This window comes from Gordonia iterans (genome assembly GCF_002993285.1).
GTDB classification, from domain to species: Bacteria; Actinomycetota; Actinomycetes; order Mycobacteriales; family Mycobacteriaceae; genus Gordonia; species Gordonia iterans.
Map to the genome: position 1 here is coordinate 3776684 of NZ_CP027433.1, position 21408 is coordinate 3798091.

General features: G+C 69.7%; 22 protein-coding genes. 6 read left to right on the top strand and 16 right to left on the bottom strand.

The window, feature by feature from the left end; translation table 11 throughout:
- Positions 1–165 precede the first annotated feature (165 nt).
- The 5 genes from proC to C6V83_RS17080 form a co-directional block, all read right to left on the bottom strand.
- On the bottom strand, positions 166–1044 hold the full coding sequence (gene proC, locus C6V83_RS17060; RefSeq protein WP_105943416.1) for a pyrroline-5-carboxylate reductase: 879 nt from the start codon (positions 1042–1044) through the stop codon (positions 166–168).
- A 44-nt stretch (positions 1045–1088) separates the two neighbouring features.
- The gene (locus tag C6V83_RS17065; protein WP_105943417.1) at positions 1089–1958 is read right to left on the bottom strand and encodes a thioesterase family protein; all 870 of its coding nucleotides are present in this window, start codon (positions 1956–1958) and stop codon (positions 1089–1091) included.
- Positions 1939–2820: a sugar phosphate isomerase/epimerase family protein gene (locus tag C6V83_RS17070; protein ID WP_105943418.1), complete on the bottom strand. Its 882-nt coding sequence runs from the start codon at positions 2818–2820 to the stop codon at positions 1939–1941. Before C6V83_RS17070 ends, C6V83_RS17065 begins: the two co-directional genes overlap by 20 nt.
- 17 nt (positions 2821–2837) lie before the next feature.
- Positions 2838–3674, bottom strand: coding sequence for a hypothetical protein (locus C6V83_RS17075; protein ID WP_105944039.1), 837 nt, complete (start codon positions 3672–3674; stop codon positions 2838–2840).
- An 81-nt stretch (positions 3675–3755) separates the two neighbouring features.
- On the bottom strand, positions 3756–4709 hold the full coding sequence (locus tag C6V83_RS17080; RefSeq protein WP_105943419.1) for a Ppx/GppA phosphatase family protein: 954 nt from the start codon (positions 4707–4709) through the stop codon (positions 3756–3758).
- A 94-nt stretch (positions 4710–4803) separates the two neighbouring features.
- Here C6V83_RS17080 and C6V83_RS17085 point away from each other — a divergent pair, with 94 nt between their 5' ends.
- Positions 4804–5646 (top strand): hypothetical protein, encoded by an 843-nt coding sequence (locus tag C6V83_RS17085; RefSeq protein ID WP_199832545.1) that lies wholly within the window; start codon positions 4804–4806, stop codon positions 5644–5646.
- A 242-nt stretch (positions 5647–5888) separates the two neighbouring features.
- On the opposite strand, the gene C6V83_RS17090 is transcribed toward C6V83_RS17085, so the two are convergent.
- From C6V83_RS17090 to mshA, 8 genes are all read right to left on the bottom strand, one after another.
- Positions 5889–6578 (bottom strand): response regulator transcription factor, encoded by a 690-nt coding sequence (locus C6V83_RS17090; protein ID WP_105943420.1) that lies wholly within the window; start codon positions 6576–6578, stop codon positions 5889–5891.
- Complete coding sequence (locus C6V83_RS17095; RefSeq protein WP_407646211.1) at positions 6575–7813, bottom strand: sensor histidine kinase; 1239 nt, start codon at positions 7811–7813, stop codon at positions 6575–6577. The genes C6V83_RS17090 and C6V83_RS17095 overlap by 4 nt, the downstream gene beginning before the upstream one ends.
- Positions 7814–7955: 142 nt before the next feature.
- Entirely contained in the window at positions 7956–8279 is a 324-nt protein-coding gene (locus C6V83_RS17100) for a GNAT family N-acetyltransferase (RefSeq protein WP_105943422.1), read from the bottom strand.
- Positions 8280–8341: 62 nt separating this feature from the next.
- A complete protein-coding gene (locus tag C6V83_RS17105) occupies positions 8342–9106 on the bottom strand; it encodes a phosphoglyceromutase (RefSeq protein ID WP_105943423.1) in 765 nt (254 codons plus the stop codon).
- A 2-nt stretch (positions 9107–9108) separates the two neighbouring features.
- Complete coding sequence (locus tag C6V83_RS17110) at positions 9109–9567, bottom strand: hypothetical protein (protein ID WP_105943424.1); 459 nt, start codon at positions 9565–9567, stop codon at positions 9109–9111.
- A 137-nt stretch (positions 9568–9704) separates the two neighbouring features.
- Positions 9705–11309 carry a 4-coumarate--CoA ligase family protein gene (locus C6V83_RS17115; protein ID WP_105943425.1) on the bottom strand — a complete coding sequence of 535 codons (1605 nt, stop codon included), beginning with the start codon at positions 11307–11309 and terminating at the stop codon, positions 9705–9707.
- 125 nt (positions 11310–11434) lie between these two features.
- Positions 11435–12028 (bottom strand): type III secretion system chaperone family protein, encoded by a 594-nt coding sequence (locus C6V83_RS17120; RefSeq protein ID WP_105943426.1) that lies wholly within the window; start codon positions 12026–12028, stop codon positions 11435–11437.
- Positions 12025–13401, bottom strand: coding sequence for a D-inositol-3-phosphate glycosyltransferase (gene mshA, locus C6V83_RS17125; protein WP_105943427.1), 1377 nt, complete (start codon positions 13399–13401; stop codon positions 12025–12027). The genes C6V83_RS17120 and mshA overlap by 4 nt, the downstream gene beginning before the upstream one ends.
- A gap of 179 nt (positions 13402–13580) precedes the next feature.
- Between mshA and C6V83_RS17130 the strand changes: the two genes are divergently transcribed.
- From C6V83_RS17130 to C6V83_RS17140, 3 genes are read left to right on the top strand one after another with little or no spacing between them, the layout of a single operon-like run.
- A complete protein-coding gene (locus C6V83_RS17130; RefSeq protein WP_234353783.1) occupies positions 13581–14549 on the top strand; it encodes a metal ABC transporter solute-binding protein, Zn/Mn family in 969 nt (322 codons plus the stop codon).
- Positions 14550–14563: 14 nt separating this feature from the next.
- The gene (locus C6V83_RS17135) at positions 14564–15379 is read left to right on the top strand and encodes a metal ABC transporter ATP-binding protein (RefSeq protein WP_105944041.1); all 816 of its coding nucleotides are present in this window, start codon (positions 14564–14566) and stop codon (positions 15377–15379) included.
- The gene (locus C6V83_RS17140; protein WP_105943429.1) at positions 15376–16230 is read left to right on the top strand and encodes a metal ABC transporter permease; all 855 of its coding nucleotides are present in this window, start codon (positions 15376–15378) and stop codon (positions 16228–16230) included. Before C6V83_RS17135 ends, C6V83_RS17140 begins: the two co-directional genes overlap by 4 nt.
- A gap of 171 nt (positions 16231–16401) precedes the next feature.
- Here the strand turns inward: C6V83_RS17140 and C6V83_RS17145 are convergent, their stop codons facing one another.
- Positions 16402–16908, bottom strand: a complete 507-nt coding sequence (locus tag C6V83_RS17145) for a DUF2599 domain-containing protein (protein WP_234353784.1) — start codon at positions 16906–16908, stop codon at positions 16402–16404.
- Positions 16909–16929: 21 nt separating this feature from the next.
- The gene (locus tag C6V83_RS17150; RefSeq protein ID WP_105943430.1) at positions 16930–18483 is read right to left on the bottom strand and encodes a carboxylesterase/lipase family protein; all 1554 of its coding nucleotides are present in this window, start codon (positions 18481–18483) and stop codon (positions 16930–16932) included.
- Between the two features lie 105 nt (positions 18484–18588).
- Here C6V83_RS17150 and C6V83_RS17155 point away from each other — a divergent pair, with 105 nt between their 5' ends.
- The gene (locus tag C6V83_RS17155) at positions 18589–19359 is read left to right on the top strand and encodes a LamB/YcsF family protein (RefSeq protein WP_234353785.1); all 771 of its coding nucleotides are present in this window, start codon (positions 18589–18591) and stop codon (positions 19357–19359) included.
- 26 nt (positions 19360–19385) lie between these two features.
- The gene (rarD, locus tag C6V83_RS17160) at positions 19386–20330 is read left to right on the top strand and encodes an EamA family transporter RarD (RefSeq protein WP_105943432.1); all 945 of its coding nucleotides are present in this window, start codon (positions 19386–19388) and stop codon (positions 20328–20330) included.
- 114 nt (positions 20331–20444) lie between these two features.
- On the opposite strand, the gene rlmB is transcribed toward rarD, so the two are convergent.
- On the bottom strand, positions 20445–21407 hold the full coding sequence (rlmB, locus tag C6V83_RS17165; RefSeq protein WP_105943433.1) for a 23S rRNA (guanosine(2251)-2'-O)-methyltransferase RlmB: 963 nt from the start codon (positions 21405–21407) through the stop codon (positions 20445–20447).
- Between the last annotated feature and the right edge of the window lies 1 nt (position 21408).

A 21408-nucleotide genomic window follows, 5' to 3' on the forward strand; every position in this document is an offset into this window, starting at 1 on the left:
TGCACGCATCGCGGCCACCGGCTTCCCCTCCGGCGGACATAGACACGTACGTGCTGCTAGGAGCTTAACGTGGCGGGTGTGAAAAATGCGACGTGAGTGGCTAAATCGCCTCCCCTCAGGGAGGGTCCCCACCCCCACTCCCGAGGAAAGTCGCTGGTAGTGAGCCTAACCCTCGGCGGAGGATCGGTCCGCGGAATTCGCGACACCTCCCCGGGAAGTCTCAAGCTCGACTCGACGTGCGGACTGCCTGCTGAGTTCGGCGGCCGCCCGCGCTGCTTCGCCTGCGGCATGCCGCAGGCCGTAGCGCTCGAACTCCCGCAACGCGGCCGCGGTGGTGCCGCCGGGCGACGTGACCGCAGCGCGCAGTTCCACCGGCGACATGCCGGAGTCGACGAGTAGTTGGCCTGCGCCCTTGAGGGTCTGTCCGGCGAGCTCGAGAGCCTGAGCACGGGTCAGCCCGAGTCCGACGCCCGCGTCGGTCAGTGCCTCCACGAGGAGGAAGAAGTACGCCGGGCCGGATCCCGAGATCGCGGTCACCGCGTCCATCTGCTTCTCCGGCACCACCATCACGGCGCCCACGCTCTCCATCAGGCGCGCCGTGACCGCCACCTGCTCATCGTCGGCGTAGCGGCCGGGACTGATCGCACTCATCGCCTCGTTGACCAACATCGGGGTGTTGGGCATCACCCGGACCACCGGCGCGCCGGCCGGCAGTGCGGCCTCGTAATGCGACGACGGGATCCCCGCCACCAGGGTGACCGTGATCCGCTCGGTCTCCCCCGGGTCGTCGGCGCGCGACAGATCGCGCAGCACCGCGTCCACGGCGTCCGGCTTCACTGCGATGACGACCACCTGCGCGCCCTCGGCCGCGTCGCGGGCGTCATCGGTCACCCGGATCCCGTAGTCGTCGGCCAGTTCGGACCGCCGCTCCGGACTGCGCTCGACCACGACCAGGTCGCGGATCGGCTTGCCGGAATTGATCAGGCCGGCGAGCAGCGCTTCGCCGATCTTCCCTCCGCCGATGATCGCGATGCGTTCACTCATGTCCAATGCCTCCGTGAGTAGTGGGGTGTCCGATGCCGCGGCCGTCAGGCGCCCGACGGGATCAGGGCCAGTTGACGAGACTGCGCGACCAGGGCACCGGCTTCGTCGACGACGACATGATCCTCGGCGAACATACCCCGGCCGACCTCGGTGCTGTTCGCCGCGAAGCGCAGCCAGCCCGGTTGCGGGCGCCGGCGCACATAGGTGGTGAGTTGCACCGTCGGGGCCCACCCGAACAGCCCGAGATTCATCACGACCGGCGGCGAGATGTCGCACACCAGCACCGGGAACTCCCGGTCGAGGCCGGTCGGCTGCGCGCCGGCGTCCTTCACCCGGATCCAGCCGCGCGTGACGGGCGGCCCGGTTTGCCCGCGCAGCGCCGGGAACCAGTCCGGATCGATCGCCAGATCCACCGCCGGTGCCAGATGCATCACCTCGCCGAGCGGTGTCCCCTCCAGTCCGAGCGCGTTCTCGTCCGGCACCGGCGACAGGTCGTCGAGCAACGTGGGTTCGCGGTGGCGCGGCTCCCCGGCGTCGAGTCGGCCCAGAGTGACCGTCGAGGTGACCATCGACCGTCCGCCCTGCGTCACGTCCACCCGAGCCAGCGAGACGGTGCGGCCCCGTTTCACGATCCGGACCGCGAAGTCCAGTTCGGCGGGATCGGGGGCCGCGAGGTAGTCGCTGGCGACGGCCAGCGCGGTGACGTCGCCGAGCCGCACCACGTCGTCGCCGGCGGCGAGTTCGCCCAGCGCCCGGCGCGCGACGTGCGAGACCATCATCTGCACACTGCCGCCGTGCACCTTCGGCCCGATCGTGAACACGTCCGGAATCACGCCGCGATACCGGACGATGCCCTCCTCGGTCGACCGGTCGACGACGGTGAAGTCGAGCAGGTCAGCCAATGCGGTCGACATGGGTCTCCTCGTTGTCGTTGCGAACCAGATGCCGGCGGGCGAACTCCAGAGAACGAGTCAGCATGGCGGTGCGCTCGGCCTTGCTCTTGGCCGAGCCGGTGTGCACCTCGAGCACCACGGCGCCGGCGAAGTCTCCTGCGGCGAGCCGGCGGCAGACCTCGATCACCGGCTGCGTGCCGTCGCCGGGGATCAGGTGCTCGTCGGTGGCCGCACCGGTGCCGTCGGTCAGGTGCAGGTGGCGCATCCCGCCTCCCATCCGCTCCAGCATCGCCAGAGCGTCCACCCCCGCGGTCGCCGAATGCGACAGGTCCAGGGTGTAGCTGTCGTAGCCGTGGTCGGTCGGGTCGATCGATTTGCCGAACGCCGACGCGCTCAGGCCGGGCGCCCCGCCGCGCTCGGCCATGCGCTGGGCCGACCGCGCACCCGCGCCGAACAGCCGGTCGGCGCGCATCGGGAACATGTTCTCCACGGCGACCCGTACGTCGGTCTCCGCCTCCAGCCGCCGGACCAGCCGATCGAAGCCCCGGACGTAGTCGCGCTGCCAGCGGAACGGCGGGTGCACCACGACGGTGTCGGCCCCGAGGTCCTCGGCCGCCTGCACCGACCTCACCAGCTTGGCCGACGGATCCCGGCCCCAGACCCGCTGGCTGATCAGCAGGCACGGCGCATGCACCGACAGCACCGGCACCTGGTACTTCTGCGACAGATGCGCGACGTGCGAGACGTCCTGGCTCACCGGATCGCTCCACACCATCAGCTCGACGCCGTCGTAGCCGATCTCAGCCGCGTACGCGAACGCCGCCTCGGTGTTCTGCGGATAGACCGATGCCGTCGACAGGCCGATCGGGATCTCCGGTCGCACGTTCGCCGTCTCCCGTCCTAGACCAGCAGGACGAGCGGGCCGATCGTCACGATCAAGCCCACCGCCAAGGCCAGCAAGGTGGTCGGAAGGTCGCGCTTGCGCAGGACGTAGGCGAAGGTGACGATCGCGAAGATCACCAGCACGGCGAGCACCAGGGCGAAGTACACGTACTGCTTCCACAGCACGGTGAACCCCCAGAACAAGCCGGCGCCGACGGCCAGCCCGAGCAGGATCTCGCCGATGAGGCCGAGCCAGCCGAACACCGCGGCGCGGCCGGCCCCCTCGTCCTCGGCATCGTCGTCGGCGAGGTCTGCGGCCGCCACCTCCGGCACGTCCGCTGCGTCGACGAGGGTCGTCGCATCGGCGGGAAGGGTCTCGGCGGGCCGCTCACCGGCGACCGGGGCCGCGACGTCCGCGGCGGTGGTCACGTCGGTCGCAGTGGTCTCTTCGGTCGCTGCGACCACGATCGGCTGCTCACCTGTCGGCAGGTCGACGCCCACCAGATCGTCGGGCTCCACCGCGCGCAGCCCGCCGGTGTCGAGCGGCCCGAAGTCGTCGTCCGCATCCCCGACCACCGGGATGATGCCGGTGACCGCGTTCGGCGAGTCGTCGTCCGCGGACCGGCCGACCGGCGTGTAGACCGGCATGCCGCTGGCCCCCACCGCCTTGGCGGTCGGTTTGACCGGCGGCGTGTAGTCGGGCATCCCCGACGCCGTGGTCCGGTGCTCGTCCGGCGCCGGCGTCTCCTCCGCCCGGCTGACGGCCGGCGAACCGGCCTTCGGGAACTCGCCGGTGCGCGCGATCAGCTCGTCGACGGTGATCGGACGCGCATCGGGATCGCGATCCTTTGTCATCAGCGGCCACCCCACCTTGCCTCGTAGACGCGCGAGGCGCTCTCCTCGCAACTCTCCTCCGACAGTCTAGGCATCTGTCGGCTACGGGGTGGCCGTGGTCATCGGTCCGGCGGGCTCGCTGTCGAGCCGCCGCAGAATCACTCCCTCGCGCAGCGCCCACGGACAGATCTCCAGGGTGTCCACGCCCAGCGCCCGCATGGTCGCCTCGGCGACGAGCGCCCCGGCCACGATCTGCGGGGCGCGGTCGGCACTGACGCCTTCCAGTTCGGCGCGGTCGGCGGTGGTCATCCGTGAGATGAACGAGATGAGCTGCCGGATGCCGTCCTGCGTCACGGTGCGACGCACCCGGGGACCGGCGCTGGACGGCGCCGCGCCGGTCAGGCGCGCCAGCGAGCGGAACGTCTTGGACGAGCCCACCGCGAGGTTCGGCTTGCCCGGCTCGCGCAGCCGTTTGGCCGGCGTCTTGAGCTCGGCGTCGAGCCAGTCCCGCAGCACGCCGATCCGGCGGCGATCGGGCGGGTCCTCGCGCAGCCACTCCCGCGTGATCCGGCCCGCTCCCAGCGGCAACGAGATCGCCACCTCGGGCTCCTCGTCGAGTCCGTTGGACATCTCCAGCGAGCCGCCGCCGATGTCGAGGGCGAGGATGCGTCCGGCGCTCCACCCGTACCAGCGACGTACCGCGAGCGAGGTCAGCCGTGCCTCGTCGACGCCGCTGAGGACGAACACGTCCAGGCCAGAGGTCTTCTTGACCTTCTTGAGCACCTCGTCGGAGTTCGTCGCATCCCGGACCGCCGAGGTGGCGAACGCCATGATCTCGCCGCAGCCGGACGATTCGGCGATGGTGGTGAAGTCGCGGATGGTGGTCACCAGCGCGGCGGAGCCCTCGGCAGTCATCTTGCCGTCGTCGTCGATCTGCTCGGCCAGCCGGAGCACCGCTTTGGTCGAACTCATCGCCGCCGGCGGCCCGCCGGGGCGTGCGTCGACGACGAGCATGTGCACCGTGTTGCTGCCCACATCGAGCACTCCGAGTCTCACCGGGAACAAATTACTGCCCGAGCGTCCGAGAAGGAAAGGGCACCGGGCCCGGACGGCTGCACCCGTTTCCCCGGCGAGGACTAGGGTCGGCTGTGTGACCTCCGATCACGACGCCGCGCCGCCCGCGCCCGAGGTGCCGCTCGACTTCCCGCGCGAGTGGTACGAGTTCTACGATCCCGCCGATTCCGGCCATCTGATCAGCATCGATCTGACCTGGCTGCTGTCCCGGTGGTCGTGCGTGTTCGGCACCCCGGCATGCCGGGGGATCGTCGCCGGGCGCGGCGACGACGGGTGTTGCACGCACGGCGCGTATCTGACCGACGAGGACGACCGCGATCGGCTGGCCGCCGGTGTGGCCCTGCTGACGCCGGACGACTGGCAGTTCCACAAGAAGGGATCGGGCGCCGATCCGCTCGGGCCGAAGGGGTACCTGGAAGAGAGTGACCTCGACGACGAACCGGCCCTGAAGACCCGCACCCACCAGGGCGCGTGCATCTTTCTGAACCGGCCGGGATTCGCCGCCGGAACGGGGTGTTCGTTGCACGCGGTGGCGCTCAAACGCGGGCTCGAACCACTGACGGTCAAGCCGGACGTGTGCTGGCAACTCCCGGTGCGGCGCGAACAGGAATGGGTGACCCGCCCCGACGGCACGGAGATCCTCAAGACGACGATCACCGAGTACGACCGGCGCGGCTGGGGCGAGGGCGGCCACGACCTGTCGTGGTACTGCTCGGGTTCACCGGACGCCCACGTCGGCGCGACCCCGGTCTTCGAGTCCTACGGACCCGAGCTCACCGAGCTGCTGGGCGAGGCGGCGTACGACGAGCTCGCCCGTGTCTGCCGCCGGCGGTCCGGCCTGGGCATCGTGGCCGTGCACCCGGCCACCGCCGCCGCGACTCGGCGCTTGAGCGTCGACCTCAAATACGAGCAGCTGTAGCGCAGTCCGGTCGGCACGTTTCGACTCGCCTCGTTCCTCGGCGGCTCAACGAGCGGACTCCCTCCTCGCTCGTTGAGCCGAGCGAGGCGCCAGCCGAGCTCGTGTCGAAACGCCCCGTCCCTCATCGCTCGTTGAGCCGAGCGAGGCGCCAGCCGAGCTCGTGTCGAAACGCCCCTCCTTCCTCGCTCGTTGAGCCGAGCGAGGCGCCAGCCGAGCTCGTGTCGAAACGCCTCTCCGCGAGATCAGGGCTCGAACTTGTAGCCCAGCCCGCGGAGGGTGATCAGGTGCCGGGGCTGGGAGGGGTCCGGCTCGATCTTGGAGCGCAACCGCTTGACGTGGACGTCGAGGGTCTTCGTGTCGCCGACGTAGTCCGCACCCCACACCCGGTCGATCAGCTGGCTGCGGGTGAGCACCCGGCCGGCGTTGCGCAGCAGGTACTCGAGGAGATCGAACTCCTTGAGCGGCAGGGTCACGTCGTTCCCGGAGACGGTGACGGTGTGCCGCTGGACGTCCATGCGAACCGGCCCCACCTCCAGGACTCCGGTGGCGAGATCCTCTTCTTCGGCCACCGCGCCGCCACGGCGCAGCACCGCCCGGATCCTGGCGATCAGCTCGCGGGCCGAGTACGGCTTGGTGATGTAGTCGTCGGCACCGAGTTCCAGGCCGACCACCTTGTCGATCTCGCTGTCGCGCGCGGTCACCATGATCACCGGCACCGACGACTTAGCCCGGATCACCTTGCAGATCTCGGTGCCGGACATGCCGGGCAGCATCAAGTCGAGAAGGACGATGTCCGGCCCGAGGCGCTCGAACGCCGCGACGGCCTTCGCGCCGTCGTTGATGATGCTGGCCTCGAAACCCTCCTTGCGGAGCAGAAAGGCCAAGGGGTCGGCCAGGGCTTCCTCGTCTTCGACGATCAGTACGTGCGTCAAGGCGTGCGTTCCTTAGTTGTGTGGTGCGTTGCGTTCTGGGGGTCGGATGACGTCCCGGGTACCGGCGGCTCGTCGTCGCGCACACCGTTCATGATCGGGATGTACAGGGTGAAGGTCGATCCGGTGCCGGGTTTGCTCCACAGGCCGATGTGCCCGCCGTGACTGGCGGCGACGTGCTTGACGATCGCCAGGCCGAGGCCGGTGCCACCGGTCGCCCGTGACCGCGCCTTGTCGACGCGGAAGAATCGCTCGAACACGCGCTGCTGGTCGGCGGGCGCGATGCCGATGCCCCGATCAGTCACCGCGATCGCCACCATCTGCTCGCCGTCCATCTCGACCACCTTGCGGCTGACCGAGACCACGTCCGTGGGCTGCGAGTGGTTGACGGCGTTGACGATGAGATTGTTGAGCGCGGTGATGAGCATGGTGCGGTCGCCGGAGACTGTGAATCCCGACGGGCCGTCGCTGACCAATTCGATCTGTCCGACCTCAGCGCTCACCGCCGCCGAACTGAGCGCGTCGTCGATCAGGGTGTCGACGTCGACCTCGGTGAACTCGTCGATCTTCCCCTCCTGCAGCCGGGAGAGACCGATCAGCTCGTTGATGAGCGTGCTCATGCGGGTCGCTTCGTGCAGCACACGATGACCGAAGTGCTCGACGGCGAGCGGGTCGTCGCGGGACTCCAGCATCGCCTCGGCCATCAGGCTGATCGCGCCGAGCGGGGTCTTCAACTCGTGCGAGACGTTGGCGGCGAAGTCCCGGCGAGTGGCCTCCACCCGCAGGTTGGTCGAGTCGTCTTCCCCGTACACGAGCGCATAGCGCGAGGTGCCGTGCTCGGCGATGTTCACCACGCAACGGACGTTCTCGATGGTGCGGGGCATGGTGCGCCCGGTCGACACGAAGCCGAGGCTCGACACCGGCGGCACGAACTCGAACCGCTGCTCGACGCCGGTCACGAAGGCCTCGGTGACGGCGACCGCCACCGGGTCGGCGAGGGCATCGCGAAGCAGACCGAGCTCGACGGCCCGCTGATTGAACAGCACGATCCGGTGGTCGGCGTCCACCACGGCCATTCCGGATTCGGAGTGGGTGACCAGAAGGTTCAGGAGACCGCCGCGGGAGACCGAGCCGTCCGGGTTGTAGGTGACCGCCTCGTCGTCGACGAAGGCCGGACCGGAGATGCCGGTGCCTGTCTGCTCATCGGGCGCGCTGGGACCGCCGGTGGACTCGGACACATCCGGGAGTCTACGGCCAGTCAACACGCGGGAGCGAGTCCGGAGGGCCCGATTACCGCGCTGTTCACGAAGGGTTCGGCCGGATGACCGGAAGGTGAACGCGGCGTCCGGACGGCACCGGGGCGACCGGCGGCGAACGGCGCTAGGACGACGACGCGACCAGGTCGGAGTACTCCGGATGCTTCTCCAGGTACCGGACCACGTACGAGCAGACGGGCACCACTTTGTTGCCGTCGGCGCGCACGTCGTCGAGCACCTGTCGCACCAGTTCCGCCGCGTAGCCGCGGCCGCCGTAGCGGTCGAAGACGACGGTGTGCGTGAGGGCGAGACGATCGCCGTCGGCGTGCCCGGCGTCCCGCGTGTAGTCGATGTATCCGACCTCGACCGGCGCGCCGTCCTCGTCGATCTCCGCGCGATAACGTTCGCGCTCAGCCAGATGCGTCACCGTGAGTTCCCCGTCAGTCATGTTTCCAATGTAGCCGAGCTCACTGTCGGCTGCAGGGGCGTGACGGGGCCGGGCGCGAACCGTTACTTGCTGCCCTGGGCGGCGACGGCGGCGGCACCGGCGGCCGCTGCCTCCGGGTCCAGGTAGGCGCCGCTGGGGGCCAGCGGGTCGCCGCTCGGGGACACCGAGCGCAGTTCGTCGGTCACCTCGTACACCAGCGGGTTGCCGGTCGGGATGTTCAGCTGCGCAATGTCCTCGTCGGAGATCCGGTCGAGGTGCTTCACCAGGGCGCGCAGCGAATTGCCGTGCGCCGCAACGAGAACGTTCTTGCCCGCCCTGAGCTCGGCGCCGATGGTCTCGTCGAAGTACGGGATCAGGCGCTCGACGACGTCGAGCAGGCACTCGGTGAGGGGAACCTGGATCCCGTCGTACCGGGGATCGCCCACCTGGCTGTACTCGGCGTCGGGCTCAATAGCCGGGGGCGGGGTGTCGTAGCTGCGACGCCACAGCATGAACTGCTCGTCGCCGTACTTGGCCTTGGTCTCGGCCTTGTTCAGGCCCTGCAGCGCACCGTAATGGCGCTCGTTGAGCCGCCAGTCCCGGACCACCGGGATCCAGTGCCGGTCGGCGTTGTCGAGCGCGATGTTCGCCGTGGTGATCGCTCGGCGCAGGAGCGAGGTGTACAGCACGTCGGGCAGCAGGCCCTTCTCGGTGAGGAGCTCACCCGCCCGCACCGCTTCGGCACGACCCTTGTCAGTCAGGTCGACGTCCACCCAGCCGGTGAACTGGTTGGAGGCGTTCCACTCGGATTCGCCGTGACGCATCAGGATCAGCTTGCCGTTGCTCATGGTCACAGTTTCGCACACTCTCCCACGGCGGTCCGACCTGCATCATATTGGGCTAACACCACCTGAAGCGATGCCACGATCACCGCCACGACCAGCAGCGGGATCGCGAACATCAGTTGCCCCCACACCACCGGCCACTGGACGACACCGAGCAAGGCGACCACCCCCAGCGTCACGACGACGGCCCACGAGACCCAGGCCCGCAACGCCGGTGCGGCGATCATCGGCGGCCCGCCAAGGGCGAGCCCGATGACGACGAGCGGCCACACCCCGACTGCGTAGCACAAGGGGCTGTTGCACGTCGCGTCCGCCGGCGCATTCGGCATCTCCAGAGCGCCGAACTTGCCACACGCCATCGACGCCGACTCGGCCGGGCCGAACGCAGTCCATGCTGCATAGAGCATCGCGACCAGCGCAGTGACCAGCCACGCGATCCGGATACCTCTCACACAGTCCTCCACGCCTCGCGTCCTCGACCCTTCGACGACGGACTCAGCCCGCCCTTCCGCGCAGTCCGCGATCGCACCGAGGGCGACCCCGGGGATGACCCGGTGATCGCCCTCGGTGGCATCGCCGACCGCCCTGCGGTCGCGCCGGACTACTTACGGAGATCCTTGCGGAGGATCTTGCCCGACGCGGACTTCGGGATCTGGGCGATGAACTCCACCTGCCGGACCTTCTTGTACGGGGCGACGCGCTCGGCGGTGAACTCCATGACCTGCTCGGCGGTCAGCTCCTGGCCTTCCTGGACCACGACGAACGCCTTGGGCACCTCCTCGCCCTCGTCGTCGAGCGCACCGACCACGGCGACGTCGGCGACCTGCGGGTGGGTCAGCAGCAGGGCCTCCAGCTCGGCCGGCGGCACCTGGTAGCCCTTGTACTTGATGAGTTCCTTGAGGCGGTCGACGATGGTGATGCAGCCGGTCGAGTCGACGGTCGCCATGTCGCCGGTGTGCAGGAAGCCGTCGGCGTCGATGGTCTCGGCGGTCGCCTTGTCGTTGTTCAGGTACCCGGCCATCACGTTGGGACCCTTGACCCAGAGCTCGCCGGGCTCGGACACGCCCTCGGCCGGGATGTCGATGTCCTCACCGGTGGCCGGGTCGACCAGTCGGTTCTCCGTGTTCGGCACGGCCCACCCGACCGACGACAGCGGCGCCAGCACGCCTCGGGTCTGCTCTCCGCCGTCGAACGGGATGATGTGGCTGACCGGCGAGAGCTCGCTCATGCCGTAGCCCTGCAGCATGCGCAGGTTCAGGCGCTTGGCCACGGCGTGGCCGAGTTCGGCGTCCAGCGGCGCGGCGCCCGAGAGCATGGTGTGCACCGAGGAGAGGTCGTACTTGTCGACGATCGGATGCTTGGCCAGGGCGACGGCCACCGGCGGCGCGATGAACGCGTAGGTGATCTTGTGCTTCTGGATGCCCTCCAGGAACTCGACCATGTCGAAGCGAGGCATCACGAACAGCGCTGCGCGCGCCTTGAGCGCGGCGTTGAGCAGCACCGTCATGCCGTAGATGTGGAAGAACGGAAGCACCGCGAGCACCACGTCGTCGGGGGTCATGCCGTTGAGCGGCTCGATCTGTGCGACATTCGCCACCAGATTCCGGTGCGTCAGCATGACGCCCTTGGGGTTGCCGGTGGTGCCCGAGCTGTACGGCAGCACGGCGAGATGCGTGGCCGGATCGAAGGACACGTCCGGGGCCGGCAGACCGGTGCCGAGCAGGTCCACCGCGTTGGGGTGACCGCTGGCCTCCTGGCCCTCACCGTCGAGGATGATGACGTTCTCGTCGCTGAGGCCCACCTCGCGCGCGGCCTCGATCGCCTGCGGCGAGAGCAGCGAGATCGTGACGATCATCTTGGCCTTGGAATCGGTGAGCTGCTTGGCGACGTCCTTCGCGGTGAAGAGCGCGTTGAGCGTCGTCGCGGTGCCGCCTGCCCGGAGGATGCCGTGGAAGACGGTCGCGAAGGCCGGAACGTTCGGCGACAGAACGGCGACCACGTCGCCGACGCCGATGCCGCGGGCGGCCAGAGCGCCGGCGGCCGCGTCGATCGAACCGATCAGCCCGCGGTAGGTGGTGGTCGCGCCGTTGCGCGCATCGATCAGGGCGGTGCGGTCGAGGTCCTCGTCGGCGATCGAGCCGAACAGGTAGTCGTAGACGCTGACATTCGGGATCTCGACGTCGTCGTACGGATTGCGGAAGCTCATGGACATCCTCCAGTAGTGAGTTGCGGCACAACAACCGTAACAACATCAATTGTCACGGTCGGACAGGTCACCCCGTCAGGCGGAGCTGTGCCCGATCACACCCTATGCCTGAATCGCGGATCACATCAGTCCATCTCGCCGCCGCCGGGCGTGGCTTCGTCGATCGACACCGGATCTCCGGTGTCCAGCGGGCCGATCTCCGGCAGCTTCGCCTCGTCGATCAGGTGGGCGAACGCCTGCAGGTTCGCCATCGGCTCGCCGCGCGCCGTCCGCCAGGCCCACTCGCGATGGATCGACGTGAGGAAACCGATCTCCAGCAGCTTGTTGAAGTCGCCGTCCGCCGCTTCGAGCACCTGTCCGAGGACGCGGTCGACCTCCTCCCGGGTCAGCGCTTCCGGGGAGATCCGGCCGATCAGGTACACGTCCCCGACGTTGTCGAGCGTGTACGCCACCCCGTAGAGTCGGCGGTTCCGGACCAGGAGATAGCGACAGAACGCGAGATGGTTCTCGTCGGCGTGCCGGCAGACGAACGCCTCCACACGCACCCCGTGGACGCCGGCTGTCAGCAGCACGGTGGTCTTGAGCTTGCGTTCACCGGGCAGCTCGACGACGACGTGCTCGGACTTGGCGCCGCCGGAGTCCTTGCGCACGTAGTCGATGCCCGATTCGGTGAGCACCGCCTCGAGAGTCGCCAGGTTCTGCTGGGCGGGGTCGGTCATCCGGTCCTCCTCGGTCGGGGTTTGAGCCAGCCCTTCATGCTCAGGCCGCCTCCTGGGGGCATGCCGATCCCCGCCACCCCGGCGGCGGCACGGCGCCTGCGGACCAGTGGGGAACGGCGCAGGTCCACCGGGAAGCCGGCGATCGCCGCACCGTACGAGGACAGCAGCGCGTCGACGGTGTGCTCCCACGAGAAGCGCTCAGCGTGCAGCGGTGCGGCCTCGGAATAGCGGTCGAGCAGCGCCGGATCACCGAGCAACTGCGCCAGCTCCGCCGTCCAGGTCTCCACCCGGTGTCCGTCGACCAGCCGCCCGGTGACCCCGTCGTCGATCGCCACGCCCAGACCGCCCACATCCGCGGCGATCACCGGCGCCCCGCACGCCTGGGCCTCGACGGCGACCAGCCCGAAGCTCTCGGAGAAGCTCGGCACCGCGACGAGGTTCGACGCCCGGTACACCTGTGCGAGGTCGTCCGCGGCCTGCGGCGGCAAGAAGCTGACGCGGTCGGCCACGCCCAGGGTCTGTGCCAGATCGGCGAGCACCGTCGGCCGCTCCAGTCCGGTGCCCGACGGTCCGCCCACCACCAGCAGCCGCAGTCGGCCGGTGGAGTCGGCACGGATCAGCGGCGCCATCGCGGCCAGCAGCACATCCGGAGCCTTCAGCGGCTGAATCCGGCCGACGAACGTCACCAGCACGTCGGCGGGGTCGAGCCCCAACGCGGCCCGCGCGCGCTCGCGCGATCCGGGCGTGTAGCAGTCCAGGTCCACCCCGGGGACCACGACGTCGATCTTGGCCGGGTCGGCAGCGTAGTACTCGACCAGTTCGGCCGCCTCGGTGCCAGTGTTGGCGATCAGCCGGTCCGCCTCTGCCACCACCTGCTGCTCGCCGATCACCCGCCCCATCGGCTCGGCCGTGTCGCCGCCGGCGAGGGAGGAGTTCTTCACCGCGGCCAGCGTGTGCGCAGTGTGCACCAGCGGCACTCGCCAGCGGTCACGGGCCAGCCAGCCGACCTGGCCGGAGAGCCAGTAGTGAGAGTGGATCAGGTCGTAATAGCCTCGCGGCTGCGCCGCCTCGGCGCGCAGCACGTTCGCCGAGAAGGCGCACAACTGGCCGGGCAGATCACGCTTGTCGAGACCGTCGAACGGCCCCGCCTCCACATGCCGGACCAGGACGCCGGGCGCCGCCTGCACCACCGGCTCGTCCGCGGACGCAGTCGCGCGCGTGAAGATCTCCACTTCGATGCCGCGGCGCGCCAGCCGCTTCGCAGTCTGCCAGACGTAGACGTTGAGGCCGCCGGCATCACCGGTTCCCGGCTGGGCGAGCGGCGAGGTGTGCACCGAGATCAGCGCCAGTCGCCGCGGCCGATGACCAGTCATGCGCCCAGCCTAATCCGACGACGCCGGTCGCGGCGCGCCCCGGGTGGCGTCGCGGTTCCGCGACTGGGCCCGCGAACTGTCGGGACCAGACGGGATTCATGCGCGCGACAGCATTAGTGAGACGGCGGACCGTCCGTAGAATCAACCCGGTAACGATTGTCATTATCGGAAGGCTTGTCGTGAGTACCGCTCCCCTCCTGCGCCGCCTCGCGGCCGTCGCACTGGTAGCCGCAACCGGTTTCGCCGCCGTCGCCTGCTCGTCCGACGAGGGCCCCCGCGAGACCGACAACCCTATCGTCGTCGCCTCCACCGACGTGTGGGGCGCAGTGGCGAGTGCGGTGGTCGGCGAGCACGGTGAGGTGACCTCCCTCTTCAACGATCCCGGCGCCGACCCCCACGAGTTCGAGCCGTCGATGGCCGACACCGCCAAGATCGAGGACGCCGACGTGCTCGTCTTCAACGGCGGGCACTACGACGCCTACGTCGAGTCCGCCGCCAAGGGGTCGCGGGCGATCAAGGTCGAGGCCGCCGCCCTGCTGCCCGGGTCGGACGAGGCCGGCGACGATCACGATCACAGCCACGACCACGAGCACGGTCACGAAGGCCACGATCACGGCGACGGCCCCAACGAGCACGTCTTCTACGATCTCGCGCTGGTCGGCCAGGTCGCCGACAAGACCGCCGAGGCGCTCGCCACCGTGTCCCCGATGAACGCTCAGCACTACCGCGACAACGCCACGACCTTCAACGAAGGCATCCGGGGGCTGCAGGCACGGCTGGCCGCGATCAAGGCCCAGCACGACGGCGCGAGGGTCGCCTCCACCGAGGCGCTGAGCGAGTTCCTGCTGGCCGAGGCCGGTCTGGTGGATGCGGCGCCGCCCGGCTTCACCGATGCAGTGGAGAACGGCCAATCTCCCTCGGCCGCCGACGTCGCGAAGTTCACCGACCTGCTCACCCACCGCCAGGTGGCCGCGCTGATCTACAACCCCCAGTCCGTCGACCCGGCGACCGACCAGATGCTCCGGATCGCGCGCGACAACCGGATCCCGGTGGTAGAACTGACCGAGTCCCTGCCGCAGGGAGTCACCGGCTACCTCGACTGGCAGTCCGAACAGATCCGTCAACTGGAGCAAGCCCTCAACGCATGACCGCCGGAGCCCGCATGACCGCTGAACCCGTCATCGAGTTCGCCGACGCCGGCCTGGCGATCGGTGAACACGTGCTGTGGCAGGGACTGGACCTCCAGGTCCGGGCGGGCGAATTCCTCGCCGTCCTGGGCCCCAACGGCTCCGGCAAGACCACCCTGCTGCGCGCCGTCTTGGGCCTGGTTCCGCTCACCACCGGCTCGCTGCGCCATCGCGGCGCCCTGGGCTACGTCCCGCAGCAGCACGCCGACGACAGCGACACGATGGCGCTGCGCGGCCGCGACCTGGTCGGCTTCGGGTTCGACGGCGCGGCGTGGGGGCTGGGGCTGCGAAACCGCCGCCGTCGTGCCGCGGCCGTCGACGCCGCCGTCGCCGAGGTCGGCGCGCAGGAGTTCGCGAAGCGGCCGTTCGGCCTGCTCTCCGGGGGCGAACAGCAGCGGATGCGGATCGCGCAGGCCCTCACCAACGATCCCGCGGTCCTGCTCTGCGACGAACCCCTCGCCAGCCTGGACCTGCGGCACCAGCGCACCGTGGTCGACTTGCTGGAGGCGCGCCGTCGCCGCCGCGACACCGCGATCCTGTTCGTCACGCACGAGATCAATCCGGTGCTGCCCTTCGTCGACCGGGTGCTGTACCTGGTCGACGGCGCCTTCCGGATCGGCACCGTGGACGAGGTGATGAACTCCGCGACCCTGAGCGAGCTCTACGGCAGCCGGGTCGACGTCGCCGAGGTGGGCGGCCGGCTGGTGGTGATCGGCGGCGACGGCGAGCACCATCACTGCGAAGAACACACCTACGGCGGCGCCGAGTCCACCCGGGTGGTCGCCCGGTGACCACCACCGTCGCCGCCGCGGGGATCGCCGACTTCTGGAACTTCTCGCAGACCGCGGACTTGCTCTCGCGCACCTTCGTCCAGCAGTCGCTGCTCGCATTGGCTCTGCTCGGTCTGATCGGGGGCCTGCTCGGCCCGATGATCGTGGCGCGGCAGATGAGCTTCGCCGTGCACGGCGCGGCCGAGCTCTCGTTCACCGGCGCGGCCGCGGCGCTGTTGCTCGGGTTCAGCGTGAACCTCGGCGGCGTGATCGGTGCGGTGGTGGCGGCCGCGGTGTTCGGCTGGCTCGGCAATCGCGCCCGCGAACGGGATTCGGTAATCGGTGTCGTGATGGCCTTCGGTCTCGGCCTGGGCGTGCTGTTCCTGCACCTGTACGGGCGGGCCGGCACCGGCTTCGCGTTGCTGACCGGTCAGGTGGTCAGTGTGCGGACCGGCGGGCTGGTGGCCGTGGCGGTCACCGCCGCGGTGGTGATCGCGGTGCTCGCGGTGATCTATCGCCCGCTGCTGTTCGCGTCCCTGGACCCGCGCGTGGCCACGGCGACCGGCGTGCCGATGCGCACGCTGTCGGTGGTCTTCGCGATCCTGGTCGGCCTTGCCGCTGCGCAGGGCGTGCAGATCATCGGCGCCTTGCTGGTGATGTCCCTGCTGATCACTCCCGCCGCCGCGGCCGCGCGGCTGACCGCCTCGCCGGCCAAGCAGGTGCTGCTGTCGGTCACCTTCGCGCTGGTGGCCTCGGTCGGCGGGCTCATCTTGTCGCTGGCCCCGGAGTTGCCGGTCTCGGTCCTGGTCACCACGATCTCGTTCGTGATCTACCTGATCTGCCGCGGCGTCGGCATGCGTGCCCGCGACTAACCCCGGCACCCAGCTCTCTCGCCGTTCGTCCCGGGCGTCTGTCCCTACTGTGACGTCAACTCCCCCATGCTGTGCTCGTGTTCCGGTCTCGAAGGGCACGATCCTGGCGAAACGTCGGGTGATCGAGGATACGGGTACCGGTTGACGTCACAGTAGAGTCAGCGTTCGCACCTACTCCTCGGCGAAACCCGGATTGCAGCGGCTGGCGATCATCTCCTCTTCGCTCACGACCGGGCGACCGGGCTCCAGATTCCAGCTGGTCTTCTCCGGGTCGACGATCCGGGCGAACCTCCAGTGGCAGTCGAACTGAGCCCGCATGCCGGGGGTGTCGGCGTCCGGGCGCAGCGTGAGCACCTCCCGCCAGGCGGCCTCGGCCGCCCCGTGTCCGCTGACCCGGCGGCCCGCACGCGTCGGGTAGATCTGGAGACTCGGCCCCACTTGCGTCTGCGCCCACTCGGCGCGCTCGATGTACGGCGGCGGCAGCGAGACCGGGGTCTCGACTCCGCTCGACTGGCGGGCGGAGTCGCTCGACTGGCGGGCGGACTCGCTCGACCGGCTCGACGGGGCGCTCACCGCGACGCTGTCGGGCGCCGCGCCGGTGTCCGACGGGCCGCCCCCGCATCCGGCGAGCGCCACCGCGACGGCCAGCAGACCCGCGATCGCAGTCGTTCCTCGCACGTCTCGCCTCGCTCTCGCGGATCAGTCCCGGCGCAACTGCAGGTGCACGCGCTCCCACGCGGAGCGGCGCGGGCCGTCGGGGTCGTTCTCCAGGCGCACCGGATCGTCGATCACCAGCACGTTGCGGTCGTCCGCAGAATACTGCGGCCAACTCTCGGAAGGCACCCCGGTGCGCGCGAACCAGGTCCACAGCGACTGCATGGTGCCGGTGATCCGCTTGGTGGAGCCCCAACTGCCCGCCAGTGCGAGACCCACCCCGATCGGGTGCCGGTAGATGCCGAACACCGCCAGCAGCTCGGTCGCGTGCGTGGCGCCGATCCCGCTGAGTTTCAGAGCGAGCGCCGAGTAGTCGTACCGGTACATGTACGTCGGCGAGTGTTTCGCGTGGAACTCGGCGAAGATCGTCGTCGGAATCCAGAAGACGGCATCCGCGGACAGCCGGACCTTGTCACGCGTACCCGGGTACATGCGCTGGATCTCTTCGCGGACCTCGGGGTCGTGCACGCCGACCAGAAAGAGCGTCGAGTCGGGCAGGATGCTCCAGAACCGAGCGAACAGTTCGCCCTCGTCCAGGTTGCTTCCCGTGATCAGCGGCACGCGGTGCGTCTTACCGGCCCGGGCGGCCTCCACCGGCGAATACGGCAGGTAGTCTCCGTCGACCACTGGCGCAAAGGGCATCGGGTCGGACAGTTCGGCGTGCTTGCTGAAAGCCATCAGCCGCTTGCCTGCCGCCTGCAATTCGAACGGATCGGCGTTGTCGACGATGTCGGCGACCTCCGCCGGCTCGAGCACACCGGTGCGTTCGGGGCCCGCGCGGCGGGCCGGATTCACCACCTGCCGCACGAACTCGTCGGCGAGCAGTGCGGCGTTCTCCTTGTGCACGACGAGGTCGGCCGCCGGACTCTGGGCGATGGCGCGCGAGAAGAGTCCCTCCGCGGACGGGGTGGACAGCAGCGTGAGCACCGCGGCGCCGCCCGCACTCTCCCCGAATACGGTGACGCGGTCGGGATCGCCGCCGAAAGCGGCGATGTTGCGCTGCACCCATTCCAGAGCCGCCACCATGTCGCGCAGTCCGCAGTTGCTGTCGAACGGCCGCTCCGGCGTCGAGTATTCGGACAGGTCCAGGAATCCGAACGCGCCGAACCGATAGTTGACGGTCACCACGATCACGTCGCGTGCCCGCGCCAGGAAGGCGCCGTCGTAGATGGGCGTCGACGATCCGCCCAGGATGTACGCGCCGCCGTAGTTGAACACCATCACCGGTCGGGGCGACGACGAGGCCGAGTCGGGGGCGAACACGTTGAGCGTCAGGCAGTCTTCGCTGCGCGGATGGAAGCGGCCGTCGGCGCGTGCGGTGAACATCCGGTCCTGGATCGGCGAGAAGCCGTACTCGTCGCACTCACGCGTGCCCTGCCACGGTTCCACTGGCTGCGGCGCACGGAATCGCAGCGGCCCGACCGGCGGCGCCGCGTACGGAACGCCCAGCCAGGAGATGGTCCCCCGGCGGCTCCGCCGCCCGCGCACGCCGTTGACCTTGCCGTCGACAGTGGTCACGCGGGTGTCCATTTGCGCCATGGTGTGACACCTTATCGTCGGGCGTTGACAAGGTTCCAGCGACCCATGCGCCGCGTGACCGGTGTCGCAGCGGAGACGTGCGGATACGGATCTACCATGAAAAACGTGGCTCCCTCTGATGCTCGTCCGCGCTCCCGGAATTCCCGCGTGATCGACTTGAACGCCGACCTCGGCGAGGGCATCGGCGACGACGCCGCGATGGTTCAGCTCGTGACGAGCGCCAACATCGCCTGCGGATTCCACGCCGGCACGCCGACTCTGCTGCGGCGCACCTGCGAGCAGGCGGTCGCGTCGGGCGTCCGGATCGGGGCGCAGGTCTCCTACCCCGACCGCGACGGGTTCGGGCGCCGCTTCATGGAGATCGCCCCCGAAGATCTGATCGCCGACGTGCTCTTCCAGATCGGCGCGCTGTCCGGGATCGCCCGCTCGGTCGGCGGCACCGTGGACTACGTTAAGCCCCACGGCGCGCTGTACAACGCGATCGTCGCGCATCCCGAACAGGCGACCGCCGTGGTCACGGCGGTCGGCGAGGCCGGTCTGGCGCTGATGGGTCTGCCGGGTTCGCTGTCTCTGGAACTGGCCCGCGACGCCGGGATTCCGGTGCTCACCGAAGGCTTCGCCGATCGGGCCTACACGCCGGAAGGGACGCTGGTTCCGCGCGGGACAGCCGGGGCCGTCCTCACCGACACCGCCGCCGTGGCCGACCGGGTGGTCAAACTGGCCACCACCGGGCGGATCCGGGCGCTCGACGGCTCGCCGATCATCGTGCACGCGGACTCGATCTGCCTGCACGGCGACACCCCCGGGGCTCTCGAGCACGCCCGCGCGGTGCGCCGCGCCCTGACCGCCGCAGGCGTCCGCGTCAGCGCCCGATGAGCGCCCCCACCCGGGCGCGCTCGACCATGCGGCAGCGCTGGGCCGCCGAGTCCGCGCGCGGCATCGCCGCCGGATTCGGCGCCTACGGAATCTGGGGTCTGTTCCCGATCTACTTCGACGCACTGCGGCCGGCCGGGCCGTGGGAGATCCTCGCGAACCGGATCGTGTGGACCGCGTTATTCTGCTTGATCGTCCTGGGCATCGGTCGGGACTGGTCGTGGCTGCCGCCGCTGCTGCGGCACCGGAAGCTGATGCTCGGCGTCACCGCGGCGGCGCTCTTCATCGCCGTCAACTGGGTCGTGTACGTCGCCGCCGTCACGTCCGGACACACCAGCGAAGCCGCCCTCGGATACTTTCTGAACCCGCTGGTCACCGTGGCACTCGGGGTCGTCGTGCTGCGCGAGCGGCTGCGGCCCCTGCAGTGGCTGGCCGTCGGGATCGGCGCGGCGGCCGGCGTCTACCTATCGGTCGCGGGAGGGTCTTTTCCGCTCACCGCGCTGACGCTCGCCTCGTCGTTCGCTATGTACGGACTGGTCAAGAAGAAGGTCGGCGCGCAGTTGCCCGCCCTGCACAGCCTCACGGTCGAGACGCTGATCCTGCTGCCGGTGGCGGCGGCGATCCTGGTGGTGCTGGCGGTGGCCGGACCGGGGCTGGACTTCGGCGCGCACGGCCCCGTGCACACCGGCCTGCTGATCTTCAGCGGGGTCGCCACCGCCGTCCCGCTGCTCCTGTTCGCCGCATCGGCACGACGGATCCCGCTGACCACGGTCGGGCTGATTCAGTTCGTCACGCCCGTGATCCAGCTGATCTGCGCGGTGACGGTGCTCGGCGAGCACCTGTCGTCGGCGCGCTGGATCGGGTTCGGGATCGTGTGGGCGGCGCTGATCGTGCTCAGCGCCGACGCACTCGTCGCCGGCCGCTCCCGGGCTCGAGTGCGGCGGCTCAGCGCGTGCGAGGAGTTGCCGCTGTAGCCGCCGACTCGCTCACCTACTCGGCGACCAACCGCCTCGCCTGCGAAGCGGTGACGAGAAGGGGCGTTGGTCGAGTAGCGGCGAACGCAGTGAGTCCGCGTATCGAGACCCCGACTACTCCGCGATGCGGCGCTGACGGGCGAACTCGGCGAGGACCACACCGGCGGCGACCGAGGCGTTGAGGCTCTCCACGTCCCCGGCCATCGGGATCGAGAGGATCGAGTCGCAGTTCTCCCGCACCAGGCGCGAGAGGCCCTTGCCCTCGGAACCGACGACGACCACCGTGGGTCCGGTGCCGTCGTACTCGTCGAGGGTCACGTCGCCGTCGGCGTCGAGCCCGACGATCTGGCAGCCCGCCTTGGCCCAGTCGACCAGCGTGCGGGTGAGATTGGGCGCCTGCGCGACGGGCAGCCGGGCGGCGGCGCCGGCGCTGGTGCGCCAGGCCACCGCGGTGACGCTCGCGCTGCGGCGCGACGGGATCAGCACGCCCTGGCCGCCGAAGGCGGCGACGCTGCGGATCACCGCGCCGAGATTGCGCGGATCGGTGATGTTGTCCAGGGCCACCAGCAGCGGAGGGTTCGGCGAAGCGCGCGCATCGGCGAGCAGATCGTCCGGATGGGTGTACCGGTACTCGGGCACCTGCAGCGCCAGCCCCTGGTGCAGGCCGTTCACCGTGATGCGATCGAGTTCGGTCTTGCTCGCCTCCAGGATCGCGATGCCCTTGTCACCGGCTTCAGCGATCGCCTCGCGGACGCGGTCGTCGGCGTCGATCGTGGTCATCACGTACAAGGCCGTCGCGGGCACACCGGCGCGCAGACACTCGACCACCGGGTTGCGGCCGACGACGTACTCGGGACCGTCGTCCTTGCGACGCGCGGCGCTGCGTCCGGCCGCCGACTTTGCCTTGGCCGCGGCCTTCGCCTTCTTGTGCGCCGGGTGATAGGTGCGGTCGACGGCCTTGGGCGTCGCGCCGCGTGCCTCCAGGCCGCGACGACGCTGACCGCCGGACCCGACCACCTGGCCCTTCTTGGAGCCCGACTTGCGGACAGCGCCCTTGCGCTGGGAGTTGCCGGCCATG